Origin of the sequence: Aliivibrio logei (genome assembly GCF_001691055.1) — a bacterium.
Classification (GTDB): domain Bacteria; phylum Pseudomonadota; class Gammaproteobacteria; order Enterobacterales; family Vibrionaceae; genus Aliivibrio; species Aliivibrio salmonicida.
Window position 1 is genome coordinate 213,391 of the sequence record NZ_MAJU01000015.1, and the last position, 21,445, is coordinate 234,835.

The following is a 21,445-nucleotide window of genomic DNA, read 5'->3' on the forward strand; positions in this document are numbered from 1 at the left end:
CTATTTAATAACCACTTCATTCGCGCGATATTCAGTAATCGCATTAAAATCTTTTAATATATCCCCAGCATCTGCTTGTAAATCGCTAGAATCATACTTTCCTGTTGATTTATACACTTCTATATCTGCAATTTTTTTAGCGACAATCAACTTGGTTGCTTGCTCACGGGTTAATTCAAGAATTAAGCTAATCACTTCGGTTTCAACATCATTGCGATTGCCTTTTATGACTGAACGCTTCACTTGCAGGACTTTTACCCCAGTAAAGATGGGGGTAATTGAAACCGATTTTTTTACATTACGGGTAGAATTGTTCATATTCTGAGGAGACGTCAAAGCAAGAATATCAACAATCGTTCCACTTCGAATCACTCCACCAGTAATAGATGAAGGGTCAACCGTAATTGGGAAAGGAATTCGTTCTGGAGCAATAACATAATCAATATAACCATCTTCTTCTGGCGTGATTAAATCGCTCATTGAAATATAAGTGCCTTTTTTAAGTTCACTTTTAAAGACGGTCCCTGGGATTAAATCTAACGTCACATCTTCAGAAAAACTCAGAGCATTCGCTTTTTGCTCTGGCATTAGCTCTAATGCCAACATATGACGACTAATCTCTTCACTCATGTTGACATCTTTTTTTAGACGCCACACTTTGATTTTCACTTCTTTAGCGGGCTGTATTTTCTGAGGAGTAAACAAAGACAAGCTTTCCCCTAAGCCATATAAACCAAATAAAATAGTCATTACAGCAAGTACAATTATTAATTTAACTTTCATCTTTTACCTTAAATTGATGCTGCAATACCAAATAAATAGCCTATACAAATAGGAACACCATAAGGAACACCATCTATTTTTTCATTAGTCTTACATTTTTTCCAAGCCAATTGACCCAATGCAATAATCCCTCCAAACAGTAGAATAATAGTAATTACTAATAGTTGGTATTTTGGGTTAACTGCAATGGAAAAAGCAGCAGCGAGTTTAATGTCCCCTGCTGCAATTATATTGAATGAAAAAAGAACAAATCCAGTAATAAATATTATCGCTGGATAGAATATATTTTCATAATTATCAGTAACAACGCCAATCATTATGCAAATTATGAAAACAAGCATACATGCTCGATTTGATATTATTCGTTTCGTAACATCTTGATAGCATATAAAATAAGAAATGGCGGCTAATAAAAACCACCATATTATTAAAAAAATGTTCACTTAATAATTATTAACTTTTTACATTAGCAGAATCAATGTTACTTGAGATAGTACCCATAGCGCCTACTAAAGCATCTTTAAGTGTACCATTAAACATCAACAAAACGATTGCTGAAATAGAAACACCAATAATTGCATATTCAATCGCAGTCACACCACGTTGATCATTTTTGAAATTTTCGAAAGCCATTTGAGAACGAACAACAAGCTTAGTTAGCATTTGATAACCTTAATATTAAAATTTTCCACTTACAAAGAAATAAACATTTACTTTTTTGCTATGTATATTCATTGGCACTGATTAACTTTGGAATCAATGTATCAATAAAGTGAAAACATCATAATAATTTGGCATAAAAATGAATAAGGCATATTTTTTTAATATAAAGATAAAAGTGCCAACATCATGACTTTCATCTTATTTAACAAATAGATACGAGCAATGTCACACTTTACACCCAAAACAAAAACAACAAATATAACCATAAAGTATTACAGTCATCACAATTCAGAGCTCATTCAAACGGTTTAGGTACAACTAAATTTATATAAATATTCATATGGATAGACATGAAATTTAGGATAAGATAGAAAATAAAATAAATAAAGACGTATAAAAAAAGCATGATAATAATCATGCTTTTAGAATACGAATTCAAATAATAAAATTTTTATCCTTTAAAATACTTTCATACTCCTTATTTAAGGTGGTTTTTATCAAATCAAACGTCATCACTTGATGATAATTCTCTAGTCTAATGCATATTTCATGCATCCTGTTTAATCCTGCATAACTTGATATACCTTTAATTGCATGAATAGTATCTTGAATTTTTTCATACTCAGCAGAATTGAGTTCATTTTCAATGCTTTCTTTTATCATCGTTTTAAAAAATAAAGCGTCCGATGTTTGGTTTCTAGTGCATGTTCCATTTTCAAACTCTTTAACATTAAATTCCTGAAGTCTCTGATTCATAGTTCTTAATCCATTTATTGATATCTATCGGGTTCATTAATGGTGATAAATAATTGCCCTGTTGATATTTTAATCCTTGTTCAATCAAACTATTTTTAATTTCATTATTATCGACATCATAAATAATAAGGTCATTATCATTTATAGATAAACTGTTACGTATATGTAGTACATCAGAGTTAGGTACATTCTGTTCTATCGTTACGCCTGATAGGGACATTTTCTTAAATGTATCTGAAATATAATTTTTATCACATTGTTTACAAAAATTTATCGCGATTCCAATGCCAATATTTTTTAACTTATTCGTATTATCGATTAATTTAACGTCATCTTTGATCTTATCGTGACAATCAATAACAAAAACTATCTTATTAAAAGGAATTCGTTCTTTTTTACTGGAAATAGATTCGATAAATTCATCATCACAAATGATCTTCAATGGGATTTTTAAATTTACTTTAAAATTTTCACCCATATCATAAAAATAAGCATACACTTCATCAAAGAGCATCAACACTGATAACCTCATGAAGTTTAATAGCTTTTTCATATCATCAATTTTAGGCATAAAGACATTCTTAGACACTGAACTGTCTTCTTTATTCTTCCATTGAATAAAGGCTTCGGCACCAATCATAACCTTATCTTTTGTATTGATTTGAGGTTGATAAAACAATTCAACTAAAGCAGTTTGTCTTTCTTCATTAAGATCATTATCTTCAGATTTTCGTTGATGGAAAATAAAGCTCTCAACTGATTTTATAATGTCTTCGGATGATATTGGCTTTTTGTATGAATTAATAATATTCACACCGCTTACTTCAGCCAGATTCATAATTTTTTCAAGTATGCTCATTTTCACAGACGATACGATCACAATAGGGATTCTATGGTTATTCGTAGAGAGTATGTTAATTAAATCAAATCCATTTCCATCAGGCATGATTATATCGGTAATAATTCCGTTAATTATTACGTTACTTTTAAGTATTTTCTCTACATCGTGGCTATTATTTGCTTCTATAATATTTACGTCATCATTAAATTTCTTTCTTATTATGTAAGAAATTACTTTTCTTGAGAATTCAATATCATCGACTATTAAAATATTATTTTTCATATTCTTTTCTTCTAAAGCCCACAAGGAAATACAATGCTTCTCTTGAACTATTAATGTCAAATTTTGTTAACTCAGAAATCTTCTGGTTTTTTCCGTTATAAATTTCATTATATTTAACTTTGGATTTAAGTTTAACAAATAACTTATGTATATTTTTCTCAAATGATGCCATATATAATTTAGATTCAAGATTAGGAATATCTAAAAATTTATTCAACACATTCCCAATGATAAACTTTAATGTAGTAAGTGTTGAAGCATGAAATGAGATCACAAACGGATTGCTTCCAGAGTATGACTCTATATTAGATAGATCAATACTGTTACTTACCAGATCTTTAATGAAATCAGGTTCAATATCAAGAGTAATAGAATGAGCAATTATTCTTTTTTTATACTTACAAATAATAATTTCCGCATTAAATTTTTCTATCATCATTTGGATAACGTGCTCTTCTCTATCTAATTTAAATGAATCAAATAATCTACTGATATATACATCACCATCTTTGATTAATTCAATTTCACCAATAAAATTGATTGCCTCATCAATGTTCGTACGATTGAGGCAATAAGAATAAAACTCATTAACTGAGTCCGTGTAATAGTCAGTAATGACATAATCTTCACCCTCTATTTGTGGTAAATCTATATCAAGTTCTATTATCTCATCAATTGGATCAACCCCAAGTAATCGATATATCTCAATTTGTTTCCTGAATGGTGGGATAGTGATCCCTCTCTCCCATCGACTAAAAGTCACATTGTCTAATTTTTTCAAATTGGATGAATTATTACTCAATAAATCGACCATAAACTCTTGAGTAATTCCGCTTTTCATTCTGTATTTTTTTAAAATTTGCTCAAATAAATTCTTCATAAAAATGAACTAATCCTCTACCTAGCTTGAGGGTAATATTTTATTTTTTTAACACCCATAGCATTTAAAATATGGATATAAATAAAAGTGCCTAGACTAAAATGATTCTATAGAACTTTATGGGAAATTAAAATGACATTATTAATATAATTAACTGTTATATATAAGCATTTACTTAATAAGGTTGTAATTTATTACTTACAATATAAATTAATTATATAAAAATATTTCTAAATTAGATTTAACTAAAAGTTAAATCATTAAAATAAACTTTCAAATAAACTAAAAAATCAATAGGACAAATCCCAAAAAATATACATAAATCGTCTCTATTTTAAGAATTCAACTTATTATTTTAAGTTTTTCTGTGTCACAAAAAAATAGGCCGTATTCGGTATTACTACCAAATACGGCCCATTTAAATCATAATATAGTGAATTCAATTACCGTAACGTACTAACCATTCTTTTTCTAGCGCCACTTGCCAGCTTGGGTGTGGCTCAGCTAATGATTTAAATAACGTCGTATTTTTTGCTGACCCCATTAAATACTGAGATTCTAATACTGATGGATCTCCCCAAATACTTAAATCACCTTTACGAGATTGTGCTTTAGGGCTTAGTAAAAAGTTAATCGCCACTTGTGCTCCCTCTTTTGCGGATGCATTCCATGGTATTGCTAGGAAATGAATATTAGACAATGCCCCCGCTTCCATTGCATAAGCTTCCGTCGTTTCCACTAATTTACCATTAGCTTGAGCTGAAAAGACTTCATTTGGATTGAATGTGATCGCGAGATCTATCTGCCCATCATCAAGCAGTTGAATTGACTGTGCGCTGCCTGATGGAAATTGCTTTCCTTTACGCCATGCCGTTTGATGTAATTCATCAAGATATGCCCATAGCGGTTTTGTTACCTCGGCAAAATTAGCATTTTCCACTGGTTTCATTAATTGAGGATTATTATTGGTCAATTCAATTAGCAGTGCTTTTAAAAAGCTCGTGCCATGAAATTCAGGAGGTTTAGGATAAGTAATTCGATTAGGAAATGCCTTACTGTAACTTAATAACTCAGAAAAAGACTGTGGCGGGTTATTTAATGTCGCTTTATCATGAATAAAAACTAATTGACCAACACCCCATGGCGCTTCTAATCCTAATGTTGGCTCAGAAAAATCACTGTCTATTGGCAACGATTTATCTACGTATTTCCAACTTGGTAAACGATCAACAAATGGACCAAAAAGCAATTGACTGTTTTTCATAGATTTAAAGTTTTCACCATTAATCCATACCATATCAACACTGCCACCTTCATTTTTACCTACGGTTTTTTCGGCAATAAGACGAGACGTACTTTCTGCAATATCAGCAACTTTAACGTGTTTTAGTGTCACTCCGTAGTCACGTTGCAACTCTTTATCTGCCCAACGAAGGTAGTTATTTATTTCTTGGCTTCCTCCCCAAGCATGAAAGTATACCGTTTGTCCTTTGGCTTTTTGTTCTACTTCTTTCCATGTATCTGTCGCATTCACACCAAAAGAAAAGATTAAGCTATTGAGCAATAACAACCACTTTTTCATCCGTTTTTCCTTTATCCATTAATTGTATTTTTATTATGTTGGTCCCGATTATAGTGTATAAATGATGAACATTCAGACGTTTATCGTTATATTTATTTCACATTATAAAAGAAAAATAAACGGCACTAAGGACGCATCATGCACAATAAAGATCTCAATTTACTTAAGCTGCTTATCATTCTAAATGAAGAAAGACAAACTATATTGGCGGCAAAGCGAATGAATTTAAGCCAACCAACCATCAGCATTATGCTCAAGAAATTACGGGACCAATTTGATGACCCCTTATTTATTCGTGATAAAAACAACCTAATACCCACGGTAAAATGCGCTCATATACTATCAACCCTACCTGATATTTTGACGCAGATTGATGTCTTATATCGTGATAATACAGAGTGGGATATCTCTCAGCTCGACGGCGAGTTGCACCTCTTACTCTCTCCACCACTCGTATCAACATTAGGCACTCAATTAGTTAAGCAATTAACGTTATTGGCTCCTGATCTTACAGTTCAATGCTCTCATTGGAGTATAAATACCCCAAAAAAACTTGAGATCAACTCTCACCAGCACTTTGGTATTACTTATTTACCGATGGAGACCAACAAAACATTAATGGAGCAAGAAGTTGGCGGTGATACCTTTGCCTTTGTGGTTCGTCACGATCACCCAATGACAGAAGCTACCATTGAAAACCTTATTCCTTATCCTATCTCGATTTGTATTATCCCTGGAGTGACCGGCCCCTCTAAAGCGGAGCAGTTGATTCGTCATTTTAAATTGAAGAAGAAAATTAATTTAAGAACCAGCGATGTTGCTTTAATGACCAACTTAATGAAAGAAAGCGAGTATGTCGGCATCATGCCACGATCTCTTCAAAACTCGATCGGTGATGATTTTCGTTTCTTAGCGATTCCTCACGAATTTGTGCCGGAAGATTATCAACGTAAAATTGCTTTTTTCTGTCACCAAAAAAATAGAAAGCAACCCCTTACGGAATGGCTAATAAAAGAAACCAAGCGAATATTAAATACTCTTTAATCCGTTGTTTTAGAAACATATCCCATCTCTATTAAAAATACCTATAGAGAGTATAGACACAATTTTTAACCAAAAAACGTAAGCTGCTTCTATCATTCGAAGGAGTCGTTTATGTTTAAAAAACAAATTACATCAACCATTGTTGCTACCGTTTTAATGAGTTCCCTCAGTATTCATGCTCAAGAATTAACATCCCCCCCACCGACTCCCTCAGTGCAAATCCAACACGATCAAGCAATCACATGGCTTGCTCAAGAAAGCTATTTATTGGCTACAAATGCGTATTTATGGGGCTCAACCCTCGTACGTATGGAACAAATTTCCCGTCAATATACTGATATGTCTCAACCTCAAAATGACACCAGTTACCGAGCTCCTTTAAATCATTTTGGTCATGCTCGTCGCCTTCCAACCGATCAAGATACAGACATGCCAACAGCAAATCGCGACACCTTATATTCAAGTGCCATTGTTGACGTGTCAGATGAACCAATGATCTTATCAACTCCTACGGTAAAAGATCGCTACTTTGTCATCGATATGTTTGATATGTGGCACAACTTATTTAAATATGTGGGTACACGAGCAACGGGAGAATCGGCCAAAGAAGTCATGATAGTGCCACCCAATTGGCAGGGTGAAGCCCCTAAAGGTATGACGGTAATAAAAGCGCCCACAACAAAAGTCTGGTTATGGGGTCGCACCCAAGTATTTGGTGAAAAAGACTATCCTGCTGTTCATGCAATACAAGACCAATATACGTTGACACCACTAAGTAAATACTTATCGCATGATACAAGTACCTTCATTTCGCCTGCATTGTCTCCTAGAGTAGGAAAAGCCGACGACCCACTTCGTTTTTATGAAGAGCTTGGTGCTGGCTTAAAAGCTAATCCGCTCCCTGAACGTCAGCAAGCCTTATTAGGCCAATTCAAAAAAATTGGTTTAACTAACGATGGGTTTGACCGCTCAAGACTGACGCCAGCAATGAAAGTTCAACTTGAAAAAGCCGTTAAAGATGGCCAACAAATAGTCGCCGCTCAAAGCTCAAACCCCGTCACCCTAAAAATGAAAGATGGTTGGTATTACTCTTTTGTTCTTGACCAATTCGGCGACGATAATGCACTTCGTTCGTTGATATCACACCCGTATTTAGGCGGGCAAGGCGCGAAAGAAGCCATGTATCCAATTACCTACACGGATTCAAAAGGCAAATTGTTATCTGGTGACACTCAATACACCATGCATTTTGCCACTGCGCCTCCAGTAGATTCATTTTGGTCTGTCACCGTGTACGACGCAAAAACTAAAATGTTAATCGGTAACCAAATACATCGTTTTAATATTAATGATCAAACGCCGATTCAGAAAAACAAAGACGGCTCTTTTGACTTAATGTTGTCTCATAAAAAACCCAGTAACAGTAAAGACATTGCAAATTGGCTACCAACATCAAAAGGCAATTTCTATGCAATTACACGTTTATATATTCCATCACAAGACATTCTCGATATGACGTGGACAGTGCCACCTATCAATCCAATGAAATAGAGTTAACGACTATCGAGTTCATTACTTTCTGCCTTAACCGCTTTCTATTTACAGGTACTTTGACATGAAAACAAAAACCATCGCAAAAACAGCACTAGCCCTCGCGGTTACGTCCTTTGGCGCTCATGCGGCTCAAACCCAACCTAACATCATTACCATAATGGTAGATGATGTTAGCCCTATGGACATTTCAGCTTATCACCGTGGTTTAGGGGCCATTGAAACCCCTAATATAGACCGAATTGCCAAGCGTGGCATGATGGTCAGTGATTATTACGCACAAGGCAGTTCAACCGCAGGTCGAAGCGCGTTTATTACGGGGCAATACCCATTCAGAACGGGGTTAACGACGGTAGGTCAACCAGGCTCAAACATTGGCTTACAGAAAGAAGACCCTACGCTTGCAACAATGTTAAAAGCAAAAGGATATGACACTATTCATGTCGGAAAAAGTCACCTAGGTGATCGCAATAAATTCTTGCCTACGGTACATGGCTTTGATGAATTCTACGGGTTCTTGTATCACCTCAATGTAATGGAAATGCCAGAACAACCTAATTTCCCTAAAGATCCAAACTTTGTTGGTCGACCTCGTAATATGGTGCACAGCTTTGCAACCAATAAGTACGATAAAACAGTGCAACCTCGCTGGGGTGAAATCGGAAAGCAACGTATAGAAGATAAAGGATCTCTTGGATCTGAGCGTATGAAAACCATCGATGACGAATTCGTTAAATTCTCAACAGATTGGTTAGACAAGCATGAAGCGAAAACACCAGATAAGCCGTTCTTTATGTGGTTCAACCCATCACGAATGCATCAACAAATACACGTAAAAGACGAGTATTTAGGAGCAAGTGGTCACACCGAATACTTCGATGCCTTAAAAGAGTTGGATGACCAAATTGGTGTCTTACTGAATAAGCTTGATGCCCTTGGAGAGACCGACAATACCATCATTATGTTTACTGCTGATAATGGTATTAACCTTGATCACTGGCCAATGGCGGGAAGTGCAGAGTTCCGTGGTCAAAAAGGAACAACATGGGATGGCGCGTTTAGAGTACCTATGCTGATTAGTTGGCCTGGACACATTCCTCAAGGCGAGTACACCAGCGGATTTATGACTTCTGAAGATTGGCTGCCAACCCTAATGGCGGCAGCAACGGGCGATACGACGGTGAAAAAAGACCTATTAGAAGGCGCTAAGATTGGCGATGCCAATTATAAAGTGCATTTAGACGGTTATAATCAAATGGACATGTTAACCAAAAAAGGACCGAGTAAACGCCACGAGTTTTTCTTCTATAACGAGCAAGATTTAAATGCCGTTCGTGTCGATGACTGGAAAGTTCATTTAAAAACGAAAACGGAATGGACTGAACCTGCAAAAGCATGGCCGCTTGGTATTATTCTTGATATTAAAGCCGACCCATTTGAACGAAGCATAGATACCAATGGCTGGTTCTTATGGATGAAAGAGCGCTCATGGATCGTTCCAACCATACAAAAATCGATTGTTGAATATAAGCAATCTCTGAAAGCCTTCCCACCACGTCAAAAATCAGGTGGCATTGGAATGTCGGATAACTCAGTGAAATAAGCGTAGTACAACCCAAAGAGGAGCATAACCGCTCCTCTTTTCTTATCTGTCTTATTAAAGCTAAGGATTCTAATGAAATACATCACTCTTTCTTTTTTTCTTATCTCACTCACCCCCTTCTACTCAAATGCAAAAGAGACCGTCCAAAATCACGATGACGTTGATATGTCTGATCCTATGTCAGTTTACACTGGCGGCGATATTAAAGCCGGAGATAAAGGGCTTGGAGGCTCACTGCAATTCTCTGTCGGTCAACATAATTGGGCAGCAATGGGAAAAATAGAAGGAACAAATAACTTTGAAACCTATCGCGCTCGTATTTTTGTTCCCAATAAAAAAACAGGCACTGGCATTTATATTGATTCCGGTAAAGACGACCATATTGATGGCCTTAGTTCAAATTATGCGACGGTTGGTTTACTGCAAGTTATCCCTATTAATAAGAAATTAAAACTCTATGCTGGAATAACCTATGGAAAATCATGGGAATCCAATCATCTATATAAAGACACCAACCTTATTAATACCCAAATATACGCAAAATATAATATTAACGACAAATTTTTCATTCTCGCCTCACCACAGTATCAATATGGATTAAATGGAGAAGAGTTTAGAGATTTTTATGCTGAGCTTAATGTGGGGTATAAAATAGATAAAAGTAACGTGATTCTCTTTACTGGCAGTACTGATGAACAAACATGGATCACCTATAAATTTAAGATCTAAACGTAAATATACGCGGCTAATTAATCAAATAGCCGCGTATATTTATATTTCGAGCGATTTATATCTTTACTGGAATTAAAGGGAAACTCACCGTAAATGATATTTCATTCGTTTCTGTTTTATATGTCGTTTCTAGAGAGAATGAATTTATCTCGCATAAATTTTTAACAATAGACAAACCTAACCCATGTCGCTCGGTGTTAGTTCGAGAACGGTCCACCTGATAAAGAGGTTGTAATAAATGATCTATATTTTCTTGGGTTAATGCGATTCCTGAGTGATTAGAGAGACATAATACAACATTATTTTGGCTATGATCTACGCACAAAGACACAGAAATTGAACTTCCTTTTGTACTGTAAAACAATGCATTATCAAGTAAATTTTTAATGATCACTTCCATACAAAACTTATCGGCATGTACGGCCGGTAAATGAGACGGCGATGTTAATAACACCCGATCTTTAATTTCTGGATATTTAAAGGCCAATTCACTCATTACCATCTCAACAACGGGATAAGGCTGCACTGATTGCTGTGTTAACGAAAAACTCTTAGACCCACTTTGATTTAGCATCATTAACTGGTTCACAATATTTTTCATGTTATTCGAAATCGAAAGAACATCTTCCTTATAAGTGGCCGAAATCCGAATATCATCAGGAAAACGAATATTCATTTCGCTTAAGCTAATTAACTCCGCGATTGGGGTTTTTAATTCATGAGCAATGTCTGAAGACAAACGCTTTTCATTTGCAATGATTTTTGCATTTAAATCAAGGTATCGGTTCAATTCACGCCTTATCGGTGCAATTTCTTGGCTTTCTTTCGGATTATCTTTAATTTGAATTGCATTAGCATCGAGCTCTGAAATTTCTTTATTCAAAAGGGACAGTGACTCTAACTCTCTATCAACAACGTTAATAATCACCATTCTCATCCCAAATATGGTGGTGAGAAAAACAAACAAAAGAGATAAATCCGCAAACAAAAGGATATTCGTTACTTTTTGATTCGATATCGCCAACGTGAGGTGCATGGTCCCAATGTACTTAATATCGTTAGGATCCATCTCAGAGGACAACTGAGGTTGAAAACGCGCCGATATGGCTTTCCCCATACTTCCATCGGGCAACTTCAATTTAAAAATTCGACTCTCATGCGTGGGGACGTCTTTATATTTAAGATCGGCATCATTAAAAAAAGCCAAGGATTCGGATTTAGCAAACGTCTTATTATCTGACCAAATCTGAAAAAATTCGGCATCTTCTTTTCGTTCAAATTGAGGCATGAACCCTTTATGGTATTCAAATTCAATCTCATCACTTTCGACTTCGATAAGTGATTTAAAATAATTGGATTTTTCAATTAATGCTTCATCAAATTGCTTATCAACCCAAGCATCAAGAATGAAGTCCAATGATAAAAAGACCACTAATAAAATAGCACCGATGATCACGGTTAAGGCATTAACTAATCTGCTTTTTATTGAGTACATTCGTTTCTATCCAAGTAATAGCCAAAACCACGTTTATTTTTGATCGGCACTTCGCCACCAAGAAGCTTTACTTTTTTTCGTACTGACGATAAGTGAGACTCTATCGTATTTTTAGATAAAGAATCGAACGAGCCCACCACATAATTACTGATGTTTTCAGTGGTCATGACTTGGTTCTTTGATAAAAACAAACACTCTATAATTTTGTATTCATTTTTCGTTAATTCAACCAAGGTTCCTTCAAATTCAAATTCTTTCTTAGCCAGATCGAGCCGGAATCCTGCAAGGTTCACGTCATCATCACTATTTTTTACAATGCCTCTTCGCCCTACGGTTAAAATACGAGCATGAAGTTCATCAAAAGAAAAAGGTTTAACTAAATAATCATCCGCACCAGAAAGTAGCCCTTCAACTCGATCTTCTGGTAACGATTTTGCCGATAGAATAATCACCTTTACGTCATTTCCCATCTTGCGGATGCTTTTTAACAGAGTAATACCATCTACATTAGGTAACATAAGATCAAGAATAATAAAGTCATAGTCATTCGTGATTGCCATTGATAATCCTTTTGAGCCATCTCCAGTCTCATCAATCGTAAAGCCTAAATTACTTAACCCGACAACGAGACTACGACGTAAATGTTCAGAATCTTCAATCAGCAATATATTCATGTTTTTTACCACCTTATGTATTAGTGAATTATAGTAACAAAAAAAGAGGGTTACCATTCTCATGATTCCCCTCTTTTTCTGTATTAGTGCCACATCATGGCAATTTTTGTTTTATGGTTAATTCACCATAATATCCAATGCATTATCTTTTGCTTTCGTGGTTACGCCATACAAACCAAGCAAAGTGTGGAATAAATTATCATGCGAATATTCTCCGGTTGCCGCTTTCTCAATCACACTCGCTTTATCGATGCCTTTTTGAGTTGCATAATCGTCACTCATCCAAATATACCAAGGTACTTGAGTTTGTTCTTTTGGTGCAATCATATAAGGCGCGCCATGTAGATATAATCCATTCTCACCTAATGACTCGCCGTGGTCTGAGATATACAACAATACAACATTGTATTTATCTGAGTAGGTTTCTAGCTTTTTAATCGCTTTTGCAATGATGTAATCGGTATACACTAACGTATTATCGTACACATTCGTGATCTCTTCATCACTGCAGTTTTCTATGTCACTTCGATTACACGCAGGACTGAATACCGCCATATCTTCTGGGTATCTTTTCCAGTACGTCGGACCGTGACTGCCTATCGTGTGAAGAGCAATGAGTTGATCACCTTCTGTTGCCGCAATGCGCTCATCAAGACCTTTAAATAAAATCTCATCGTAGCAGCTTAACCCATCACATAACTTAGGATCAGAATGATCAGTGATCATCTTTTTCTCAATGTTCTTCGCGACGACTTTATCTCCCCCATCGTTATCAATCCAGACCGATTTTACGCCTGCATGACTTAAAATATCTAACGCATTATCTTGGCTGTTTGCGCGCTCTCTGTTGTAACTTGTGCGGGGCATATTCGAAAACATACATGGAAGAGACAATGCGGTCGCGGTTCCACACGAAGATACATTTTGAAAGGCAATTAAACCAAGATCTTTTGTATAAGGATTCGTTTCTCTTTCATAGCCATTATACGTATTGTTTTGTGCACGAGCGGTCTCACCCACAATCAAAAACATTAACGTAGGCTTACCATTTTTAGCAGGAATAAGTGCCGCATCTTCACCTAATGTTTTGTACTCCATCGGAGCAGTAAAATACGTATTATTTAAATATTTGACCGTATTAAAAGCATCGGCTGGATTAATCATTTTATTAAGGTAAGAGTTATTACGACCAATCGACGCATAATCTTTAAAATAAACAACTGAGATAGATAACAGACCAATAATCGCAAGACTGACGAGTAACGCACGGTGAAACAATTCTTTTGACCATGATGCATGACGTACCACTTTCACTTTAAGCAACAATAAAGTTGGAACGACACCAAAAAGAATAAAATAAAGAACAGAAGCGCTGCTCAAATACGATGTAGCCTCACCGATATTGGTTTCAAAAATATTCTCTACCATCGCATAATCAAACATCGTGTTGTATTGCAACGCGGCATAGAACGCCATAGCAGAAGTTAAAAGAAGAAGGGTAACGATGCCTTTAAATACATAAGGAAAAGCAAATACCGAAAAAATAATAATAAAGGCACACGTCAAAATCGCAGGTGTTAAGAAAAGAAAAATAGATTGCCCTTGAGACAAAAGATAAATCTTTTCATTAATTGGATAGTTAAAAACAACCGCAAAGTAAAGTGAGACGATGGGGATTAATGACACCATATTCATCGTAATAGAATTGTTTTTAATTTTTGAAATCAAAGTAGACAAAATGAACATACCTTCAGAACCTTTAAGAGTGACATGAGTGTTTCATATCAAACTTAAGATTCGCTGAAGATAAACTTATGATTCGCTGTTTTTCATTATTAATTTAAATGAATGATAGAGATCTGCTTATTTAAACGCCATATTCATCGTAATGCCGATAAACTGATTAGAATTATCGAATTGCCCTATCATACCGCTGTTATTGATTTCAGGATCACCATAATCCACATAACTGTAATAGGTGTTGAAGGACGTGTCTTTTGTCCACTGATAAGTCGCACCGATGCTGTATCTGTGTTGAGTATCTACTGGTAAATCAGCACCTTGAGATTTAGGATCATCTAACGGTGACGTTGCATAACCAATACCCGACTCCAAGCGTAATTTTGGTGTTAATTGATAACGAGCACCAACAGCTCCTGTCCATACATCATCAAAATTACGTTCTATTTGTTGAATGTGGTTACCATCATTAATAGAAACCGTGGTTGATTCATTATCACTCCATTGCTCAAAACCTAAGCTCCAGACGACACTGAGTGGCTGGCTCAATTGATGCAAACCTGATAATTCAAGTTGACGAGGATTAAGAACGTTTAAGCCCGCTTGACCGGACATTGCTGGAATAGGAAGGGGGACTTTTGGGTGACTTGGTCTATGAACAATCATTGATTCAGTGCTCATTTCTCCCGTCAAATCATGGTTCATACGAGAACGATACGCGATACCCAAACGGTTATGGTTATCGATCTGATACATAACACCAAGGTTATATCCCAATGTCCAACTGTCGGTTTCAATATTACCCTGCCCATATAACAAGGTTTCATCAAAGCTGGCATAGTCAATTTGCAATCCTCCCCCTATCGACAATTTATCATTAACTTGATAAGACACACTTGGGTTCAATTGAATCACGGATAATCTAAGATCATTTAAACTCAGAGCCCCCGCATAAGAGGTTCCATAATCCAATGCGCTGCCTCCTTGTGCGGACACGCTCATTCCTAAATGGATATCATTGTTAAGCTGATGGACGTAATACAGAGAACCATAAGGTTGAAGACCACCCGCATTATCACTGCTGTTTTGCAGATCATTCGCATCATCATAATTAATACCAAGATCCATTACTGCCGCATTCACACTCAATGCATCACCTTCAATGTAACTCATACCGGCAGGATTTGAATAAGCTACCGAGGCATTCTCTGCTAATACCGCACTGCCTGCACCAGCTGTACTGACGGTCATTTTACTCATTTCTTGAATTAGTGTTCCTGCTGCATTCGCTTGAAAAGCCAATAACAAAGCCGAACTTAATAACGTTAATCGGTGCGTGGGTTTCATTCAGAACTCTCGTGTTAACAAATAAAAAAGCACACTGAACTCAATCAGTGCGCTCTTTTAAAAGACAAATAACTTACTGTTTTATTACTTGAGGGAGCGCGTATGTATTATTTAATACCGCTTGTGTTGGTTCATATAAACGCATGTGTAAATAGAAGTCATCCTTTGGTGCCGGTAACCAATTACAACTTGCGTCTGTCGGCTTATTGTTTTGAATACACACGGTTAATGAACCATCTTTGTTGTATGTCAGTTCATCTTTACGATTCGTTGATACTGAGTAGCGATCGATGCTATTTGGTATCATAAAAAGATTTTTCGCGTCATACATCGTTAATGACCAAAACGCTTTTGCAGGTGCATCTGCAGGCATTGTCATACGGTAGTTATTTTGTCCCGATAACGGGTGATCTTTTGAGTCGGTATAACGATTCGGATACAACGCACGCTCTTTGGTGTTTAATCCTGCGGCTCGAAAATTGATGCTCGCTCGACTTAGGTAATCATTCCCATATTTACCTCCTTCAAACATCATTGCCCAACCGTTATTTTTAGTCCCTAAATCACGACTCGCATATTGAATAATTTGAGGCGCAGCATTTAATGCTCGAAGTAGACCTTTTTTCTGTTCAGCCGTTAAGTTATCCGGATTAAACGGTTTATCCCCTCCGATACCAATATATTTAAACTGATCGACGATTGCAGCATCTGCAGCAATTGGGTTTGTACGTAATTCATGATCGATTAACCTGAACCATGCTAATCCTTGAGGACGAGGAACCGGAGATATACCTGTTTTTGCGTGAGTTAATTTAACCGGTTGATGTGTTTGTCCAAGTTCAGAGAGTGGGTAATTAATAAAACCATCGTGCACTTTTAATGCCGTATTTAAATCTTTACTACCAGAAACACCCGTCCGTTGAATGTACCAAACCAATGGCGTTCTTGATTCAAGAATGCCATCAATATCAGCAGGAATCCCGCCCTCTATGCCTTTCCACCCTTTATTTACAAGAAGGTATTTACCTCCTTTCTTACCCGCATTATCTTCAATTAGATTGCCAACCGCTTCAGAATAATCATCAAGCAATTGAACAATAAAATAACGGTTATTTGTCGGTGGAATTTCAATCACCAATGGGCCTGTGTCATTAAGATTAATATGAGATTGTGAATAAAGCGTATCGTTATTAACGGTGGGAACGACTCTGTCTTCAGGCCCTGCAAGTCTGAGGGTTTTTCCCATCATATTTAAAGGCGCTGCCCCATTATCCATTGGTGTTTTTACATTCGTAGAAGCCGCTCTTACTTGAGCAACTGTCAATGGCCCTGCACCATAAATAAAGGCTTGCAACCCTAAATTATACGCCAACTCCTCTTGAGGGTTAATTGGCGTTAACTCATCGGCAAACACGATTGTAGTGCTCAACAAAGTGCTTGCTATTACCGTTGCTATGATCGCTTTTTTCATCGTTGGACCTCAAATAATAAAGACCAATTTAGACTACAGACTCTTAATAAATAAGGACAATTGTAAGAATGAATAATCGCTATTAATAAATGCAATTCGACTGTCATTATATAATTCATTAAATTAATAATGCCCACTTATCATACCTAAATAACGAGGTAATACACTTGATGTCTACATCGACTATCTCCGCCACAACGCCTTACAGTTTGTTCATCAAATCTGAAAGTGCAAAATGCAATTTAGATTGCCACTATTGCTATTACCTCAAAAATGAAGATAAAAAAAAACCAGGCATGAATCACGAAACTTTAGAGAGCATGATCGTAAATCACATGGCATCTCAACCCAAAGAAACTCCCGTGATTGATTTTATTTGGCACGGTGGTGAACCAATGATGAGAGGTTTGGATTTTTATCAATCAGCGCTTCGATTACAACAGCAACAACCATCAAATACGCCAATTCAAAATACAATTCAAACCAATGGCACCTTAATTAATGATCGTTGGGCCGCCTTTTTTGCAGATAATCATTTCATGGTTGGGATCAGTATTGATGGCCCTCAACTTATTAATGATATTGCTCGAATCGATAAATCAGGTAACTCTTCGTTTGAGCGAACCTTACGTGGTATGCGCCATTTAAAAGATCATAATGTAGAGTTCAATACTCTCACCGTGATTAACAACAAAAGTTATCAATATGGAAAAACCATTTATCGATTTTTGAAAGATAATGGCAGCACCTACCTTCAATTCCAACCTTGTATTGATCATGAGATGGATCGCCGATTTGATTACGATTGGACCTTATCAGGTAAACAATGGGGACAGTTTCTGTGTGATGTCTTTGATGAATGGGCAGCCAACGACATAGGTAAAACCTATGTTCAATTCTTTGAAAACTGCTTAATGATTTTAATGGGGCAACAAAGCCAGATGTGTCACCACGCCGATACTTGTGGCCAGCAATTGATGATGGAATCTAATGGGGAAGTGTTCAGTTGTGATCACTACGGATACGACGAATACAAAATTGGCAATATTCACCATGATAATGCGTCACTATCCAAAATGGTTAACTCACCACAGCAAATAAAATTTGGGCAAAATAAACACGATTCTTTGAGCCAAAAATGTCTACGTTGTGATTTTAAGCCATTATGTAACGGCGGCTGCCCAAAAAATCGAGTCAGTAAAACCAACAACGGTGAAGATCATAACGTTTTATGTGAGGGCTATGAGGTTTTCTTTAAGCATGCATTGCCTGTCATGCTTAAAATGGTAGACGCCATGAAGCAAGGGTATTCTCCTCTTCATTATCCAATGTTTTAACGGCTTATTATTTATCAAAAAACTCCCATCAGCCTTATTCTTCACCCATACTAGTAAATACAAGATTACTTATCGGTGGGTGTTGAATGGCAAAAGATCTAAAAATAAAGTTCACAATCTGTTTGTTACTACTGCTGCCCATTTGTCTATGGCGCATTTCTTATCACGTATCCAACATTTGGTGGATTGAAAATATAACGGGGATCCCAAGCGCTATTGCAACCGTTTACTACTCTGGTTTTATTCTTTTCCTCATTTTTCGATATTATTTATATTCATTTTGTTCTTTGCTTTTAGCCTTTCTGTGCTCCTATCAAAACCCAGCACAACTGTATTCAAACATTCCCTGCTCTGACCCTTTAAAGATCGTCCAATATAATCTTTTTTATACTAATCCTGATCTTAGTCCTTTTTTAACTTACCTCACGGAAAACGACATTGATTTAGTCATATTACAAGAAACATCACCTTGGCATGGGGATCGCTTTATGGAGATCACAGACAACTACCCTTATCAATTTGGCGGAACCCCAGGCTTAGGCTATCCAAGCGGACAAATGATCATAAGTAAGCAGCCTATTAACCTAAGGGCACAAAATACCCCAGCAGGACATTTTATGATAAGTGGAGTATGGCAAAGCAGTGAAAAACGTCCAATAAGCTTATATACCGCTCACCCTCCATCACCACGAACAAAGCAACTTTGGTATGAAAGAAATGCATTAATTGAAAGTTTAGAACGATTGGCTGATTATTCCCCTTATTCAGATACACTCATTATTGGAGACTTTAATTTATCTTCAAACACCAAACGTTTTGTGCATACCTTTGAGGAGTATGATACTGCACCGGTGGCAAGCTGGCCGATGGAGATAACAGGAATATCGATACCGAAAACCTTTAGAATTGCGATTGATCATCTCTGGTTAAGAAATATAGACACAAATTCACTCTCTATTTGTAAACGAGAAGTGCTTCCTCAGTTTTCTGGTTCAGACCACCTTGCTGTACTAACCTATTTATCTACAAAAAAAGAAAGCTTTTAGTCAACGTAAACATAACCATTTAACGTTATAAAAAAGAAAGTACCACATGATCCACATAAACATTTTTTACAATTTATTTTAAATAACTTTTCCATTTTCGTTCTTCTTATTCGAAATACAGCAGTCCGTTTATTACATGCTTGACACTTGTACTCAAAAACCATTTTCAAATCCACTATTCAACCAATATTCATCGTCTCATAGTAAATTTTTCATCGTAGCATTACGTTGTCATTTCAATATCCATTTAAAAATAGTCGCCTACTAACTGTCCCTCTCAGCCCACTTATACAGTCCGTTCATAACAAGAGAAAGTACAAAATAGACAGTAAATAAAGGGGAGACCCACCCCATTGAATCAAGAACCCTCCAACTAAAGGAGCAAAGGCAAAACCTAACCCACACTTAAAATAAAGCAGACCATCAACCAAAAAACATTTACGACCAAACTTATTTGAGAGCCAACCTGAATATAAACCAGAAAACGACCCAACGATTACTGAACCCGCTAAAATGGCCCCTACCGTCATCGCACTCACATGAAAATCTTGATAAAGAATAATAATATTGCCAAAATGTAAGTATCATCAAAATAAACTTGTATAAAAATGCTAAAGATACGATATTTAAAGATAAAATATAAATTTATGGTGATAAATATGTTTTCTGAATGCATTAAAGAAATACGTAAAAAACAAAACTTAACCCAGTTAGAGTTCTCAACACATTTAAATTTGATAGATGCTGAATTCCACGCATTAGACGCCGTTACAGTCAGTCGCTGGGAACGAGGGATTACAAAACCATCACTGAAGAAGTGCATCCGCATTTTAAGATTGTTTGATTACGACCTTAAATACTTCTTATTGAATAATGATTATGCCTCTGATATGTCAGCCTTAGATACAATAATGGACAAACGATTTAATGATAGGCTCCTAAAGTTACATAATATCCAACAATATTATTATAATAATATCAATCATGTAGAGTTCAAAATAAAAACAATACCAAAAGATCAAAGAATGATAATAAATCTATTATCAAGTTTATATAATAATTTAGATATTGAAAAAGATTCATTATTTAATATCGATTTATACCTATACCAAACAAGAAACAAACTAATTGGATTAACGTTTCATAATAACGATGACGACCATATATTAGGTCACTCGATTAGCTTTTACTTTAATACTGATGAATTTTCATCACAAATAAAAAATAACAAATGTAAAATAGATTATACAAAAAGCATTGCATATAAAGAAGGGAAAGACATTACCCTTTATAATTGTTCTAGATATTCATCTTCAGAAGAATTATTTAAATTTCAAATAATAAATGATGTTAGTTTATTGTGTAAAAATAGTAGCATCCAATATTACTCCATACGATTAGGATTAAAGATAATGTATGATTTTCTAATCAGTCTTGGCTTCGAACTATCCTCTTATCAAAATGAACATCCTAAAGGAGAAATATCGGTAGGAAGAAAAAAATATCGTGATGTGATTTTATCGGTAAAAGTTGAAAAACTATTATCAAACGTAGAATTGATAACTATATTAAAAGAGGAAAAAGTACAAGGCATCTCAGGTTAAACTTAAAAAAAGAA

General features: G+C 35.9%; 20 protein-coding genes. 7 read left to right on the forward strand and 13 right to left on the reverse strand.

Annotation, left to right across the window (positions count from 1 at the left end; all coding sequences use genetic code 11):
• The 7 genes from cpaB to A6E04_RS15140 form a co-directional block, all read right to left on the reverse strand.
• The gene (gene cpaB / locus A6E04_RS15110; protein ID WP_017023327.1) at positions 1-783 is read right to left on the reverse strand and encodes a Flp pilus assembly protein CpaB; all 783 of its coding nucleotides are present in this window, start codon (positions 781-783) and stop codon (positions 1-3) included.
• An 8-nt stretch (positions 784-791) separates the two neighbouring features.
• The gene (locus tag A6E04_RS15115; protein ID WP_017023328.1) at positions 792-1,226 is read right to left on the reverse strand and encodes an A24 family peptidase; all 435 of its coding nucleotides are present in this window, start codon (positions 1,224-1,226) and stop codon (positions 792-794) included.
• 10 nt (positions 1,227-1,236) lie between these two features.
• A complete protein-coding gene (locus A6E04_RS15120) occupies positions 1,237-1,446 on the reverse strand; it encodes a Flp family type IVb pilin (protein WP_012551717.1) in 210 nt (69 codons plus the stop codon).
• A gap of 435 nt (positions 1,447-1,881) precedes the next feature.
• Positions 1,882-2,202, reverse strand: a complete 321-nt coding sequence (locus A6E04_RS15125; protein ID WP_017023329.1) for an Hpt domain-containing protein — start codon at positions 2,200-2,202, stop codon at positions 1,882-1,884.
• Positions 2,177-3,325: an EAL domain-containing response regulator gene (locus tag A6E04_RS15130; protein WP_065611745.1), complete on the reverse strand. Its 1,149-nt coding sequence runs from the start codon at positions 3,323-3,325 to the stop codon at positions 2,177-2,179. Before A6E04_RS15130 ends, A6E04_RS15125 begins: the two co-directional genes overlap by 26 nt.
• Entirely contained in the window at positions 3,315-4,205 is an 891-nt protein-coding gene (locus A6E04_RS15135) for a helix-turn-helix transcriptional regulator (RefSeq protein WP_017023331.1), read from the reverse strand. Before A6E04_RS15135 ends, A6E04_RS15130 begins: the two co-directional genes overlap by 11 nt.
• Before the next feature lie 439 nt (positions 4,206-4,644).
• The gene (locus tag A6E04_RS15140; RefSeq protein ID WP_017023332.1) at positions 4,645-5,787 is read right to left on the reverse strand and encodes an ABC transporter substrate-binding protein; all 1,143 of its coding nucleotides are present in this window, start codon (positions 5,785-5,787) and stop codon (positions 4,645-4,647) included.
• Positions 5,788-5,925: 138 nt separating this feature from the next.
• Between A6E04_RS15140 and A6E04_RS15145 the strand changes: the two genes are divergently transcribed.
• The 4 genes from A6E04_RS15145 to A6E04_RS15160 all read left to right on the forward strand — a co-directional run bounded on the left by A6E04_RS15145 (position 5,926) and on the right by A6E04_RS15160 (position 10,714).
• Positions 5,926-6,831: a LysR family transcriptional regulator gene (locus A6E04_RS15145; protein WP_017023333.1), complete on the forward strand. Its 906-nt coding sequence runs from the start codon at positions 5,926-5,928 to the stop codon at positions 6,829-6,831.
• Between the two features lie 111 nt (positions 6,832-6,942).
• A complete protein-coding gene (locus A6E04_RS15150; RefSeq protein ID WP_017023334.1) occupies positions 6,943-8,382 on the forward strand; it encodes a DUF1254 domain-containing protein in 1,440 nt (479 codons plus the stop codon).
• A 64-nt stretch (positions 8,383-8,446) separates the two neighbouring features.
• Positions 8,447-9,985: a sulfatase-like hydrolase/transferase gene (locus A6E04_RS15155; RefSeq protein ID WP_065611746.1), complete on the forward strand. Its 1,539-nt coding sequence runs from the start codon at positions 8,447-8,449 to the stop codon at positions 9,983-9,985.
• 72 nt (positions 9,986-10,057) lie between these two features.
• A complete protein-coding gene (locus A6E04_RS15160; RefSeq protein ID WP_017023336.1) occupies positions 10,058-10,714 on the forward strand; it encodes a hypothetical protein in 657 nt (218 codons plus the stop codon).
• A 58-nt stretch (positions 10,715-10,772) separates the two neighbouring features.
• Here A6E04_RS15160 and A6E04_RS15165 read toward each other — a convergent pair whose 3' ends face one another.
• The 5 genes from A6E04_RS15165 to A6E04_RS15185 form a co-directional block, all read right to left on the reverse strand.
• Positions 10,773-12,212 (reverse strand): sensor histidine kinase, encoded by a 1,440-nt coding sequence (locus A6E04_RS15165; RefSeq protein ID WP_017023337.1) that lies wholly within the window; start codon positions 12,210-12,212, stop codon positions 10,773-10,775.
• Positions 12,200-12,886: a response regulator transcription factor gene (locus A6E04_RS15170; protein WP_012551707.1), complete on the reverse strand. Its 687-nt coding sequence runs from the start codon at positions 12,884-12,886 to the stop codon at positions 12,200-12,202. Before A6E04_RS15170 ends, A6E04_RS15165 begins: the two co-directional genes overlap by 13 nt.
• A gap of 117 nt (positions 12,887-13,003) precedes the next feature.
• Positions 13,004-14,632, reverse strand: a complete 1,629-nt coding sequence (locus A6E04_RS15175) for a phosphoethanolamine transferase (protein ID WP_065611747.1) — start codon at positions 14,630-14,632, stop codon at positions 13,004-13,006.
• A 117-nt stretch (positions 14,633-14,749) separates the two neighbouring features.
• Positions 14,750-15,973, reverse strand: coding sequence for an OmpP1/FadL family transporter (locus tag A6E04_RS15180; protein WP_065611748.1), 1,224 nt, complete (start codon positions 15,971-15,973; stop codon positions 14,750-14,752).
• Between the two features lie 73 nt (positions 15,974-16,046).
• The gene (locus tag A6E04_RS15185) at positions 16,047-17,444 is read right to left on the reverse strand and encodes a DUF1254 domain-containing protein (RefSeq protein ID WP_065611749.1); all 1,398 of its coding nucleotides are present in this window, start codon (positions 17,442-17,444) and stop codon (positions 16,047-16,049) included.
• Positions 17,445-17,614: 170 nt separating this feature from the next.
• Here A6E04_RS15185 and A6E04_RS15190 point away from each other — a divergent pair, with 170 nt between their 5' ends.
• Both A6E04_RS15190 and A6E04_RS21615 read left to right on the forward strand, forming a co-directional pair.
• On the forward strand, positions 17,615-18,781 hold the full coding sequence (locus A6E04_RS15190) for an anaerobic sulfatase maturase (RefSeq protein ID WP_065611750.1): 1,167 nt from the start codon (positions 17,615-17,617) through the stop codon (positions 18,779-18,781).
• 86 nt (positions 18,782-18,867) lie between these two features.
• Positions 18,868-19,827: an endonuclease/exonuclease/phosphatase family protein gene (locus A6E04_RS21615; RefSeq protein WP_065611751.1), complete on the forward strand. Its 960-nt coding sequence runs from the start codon at positions 18,868-18,870 to the stop codon at positions 19,825-19,827.
• A 299-nt stretch (positions 19,828-20,126) separates the two neighbouring features.
• On the opposite strand, the gene A6E04_RS15200 is transcribed toward A6E04_RS21615, so the two are convergent.
• Positions 20,127-20,366, reverse strand: a complete 240-nt coding sequence (locus tag A6E04_RS15200; RefSeq protein ID WP_139078838.1) for an MFS transporter — start codon at positions 20,364-20,366, stop codon at positions 20,127-20,129.
• 120 nt (positions 20,367-20,486) lie between these two features.
• Between A6E04_RS15200 and A6E04_RS15205 the strand changes: the two genes are divergently transcribed.
• Positions 20,487-21,431 carry a helix-turn-helix domain-containing protein gene (locus tag A6E04_RS15205; protein WP_244886284.1) on the forward strand — a complete coding sequence of 315 codons (945 nt, stop codon included), beginning with the start codon at positions 20,487-20,489 and terminating at the stop codon, positions 21,429-21,431.
• Positions 21,432-21,445 lie beyond the last annotated feature (14 nt).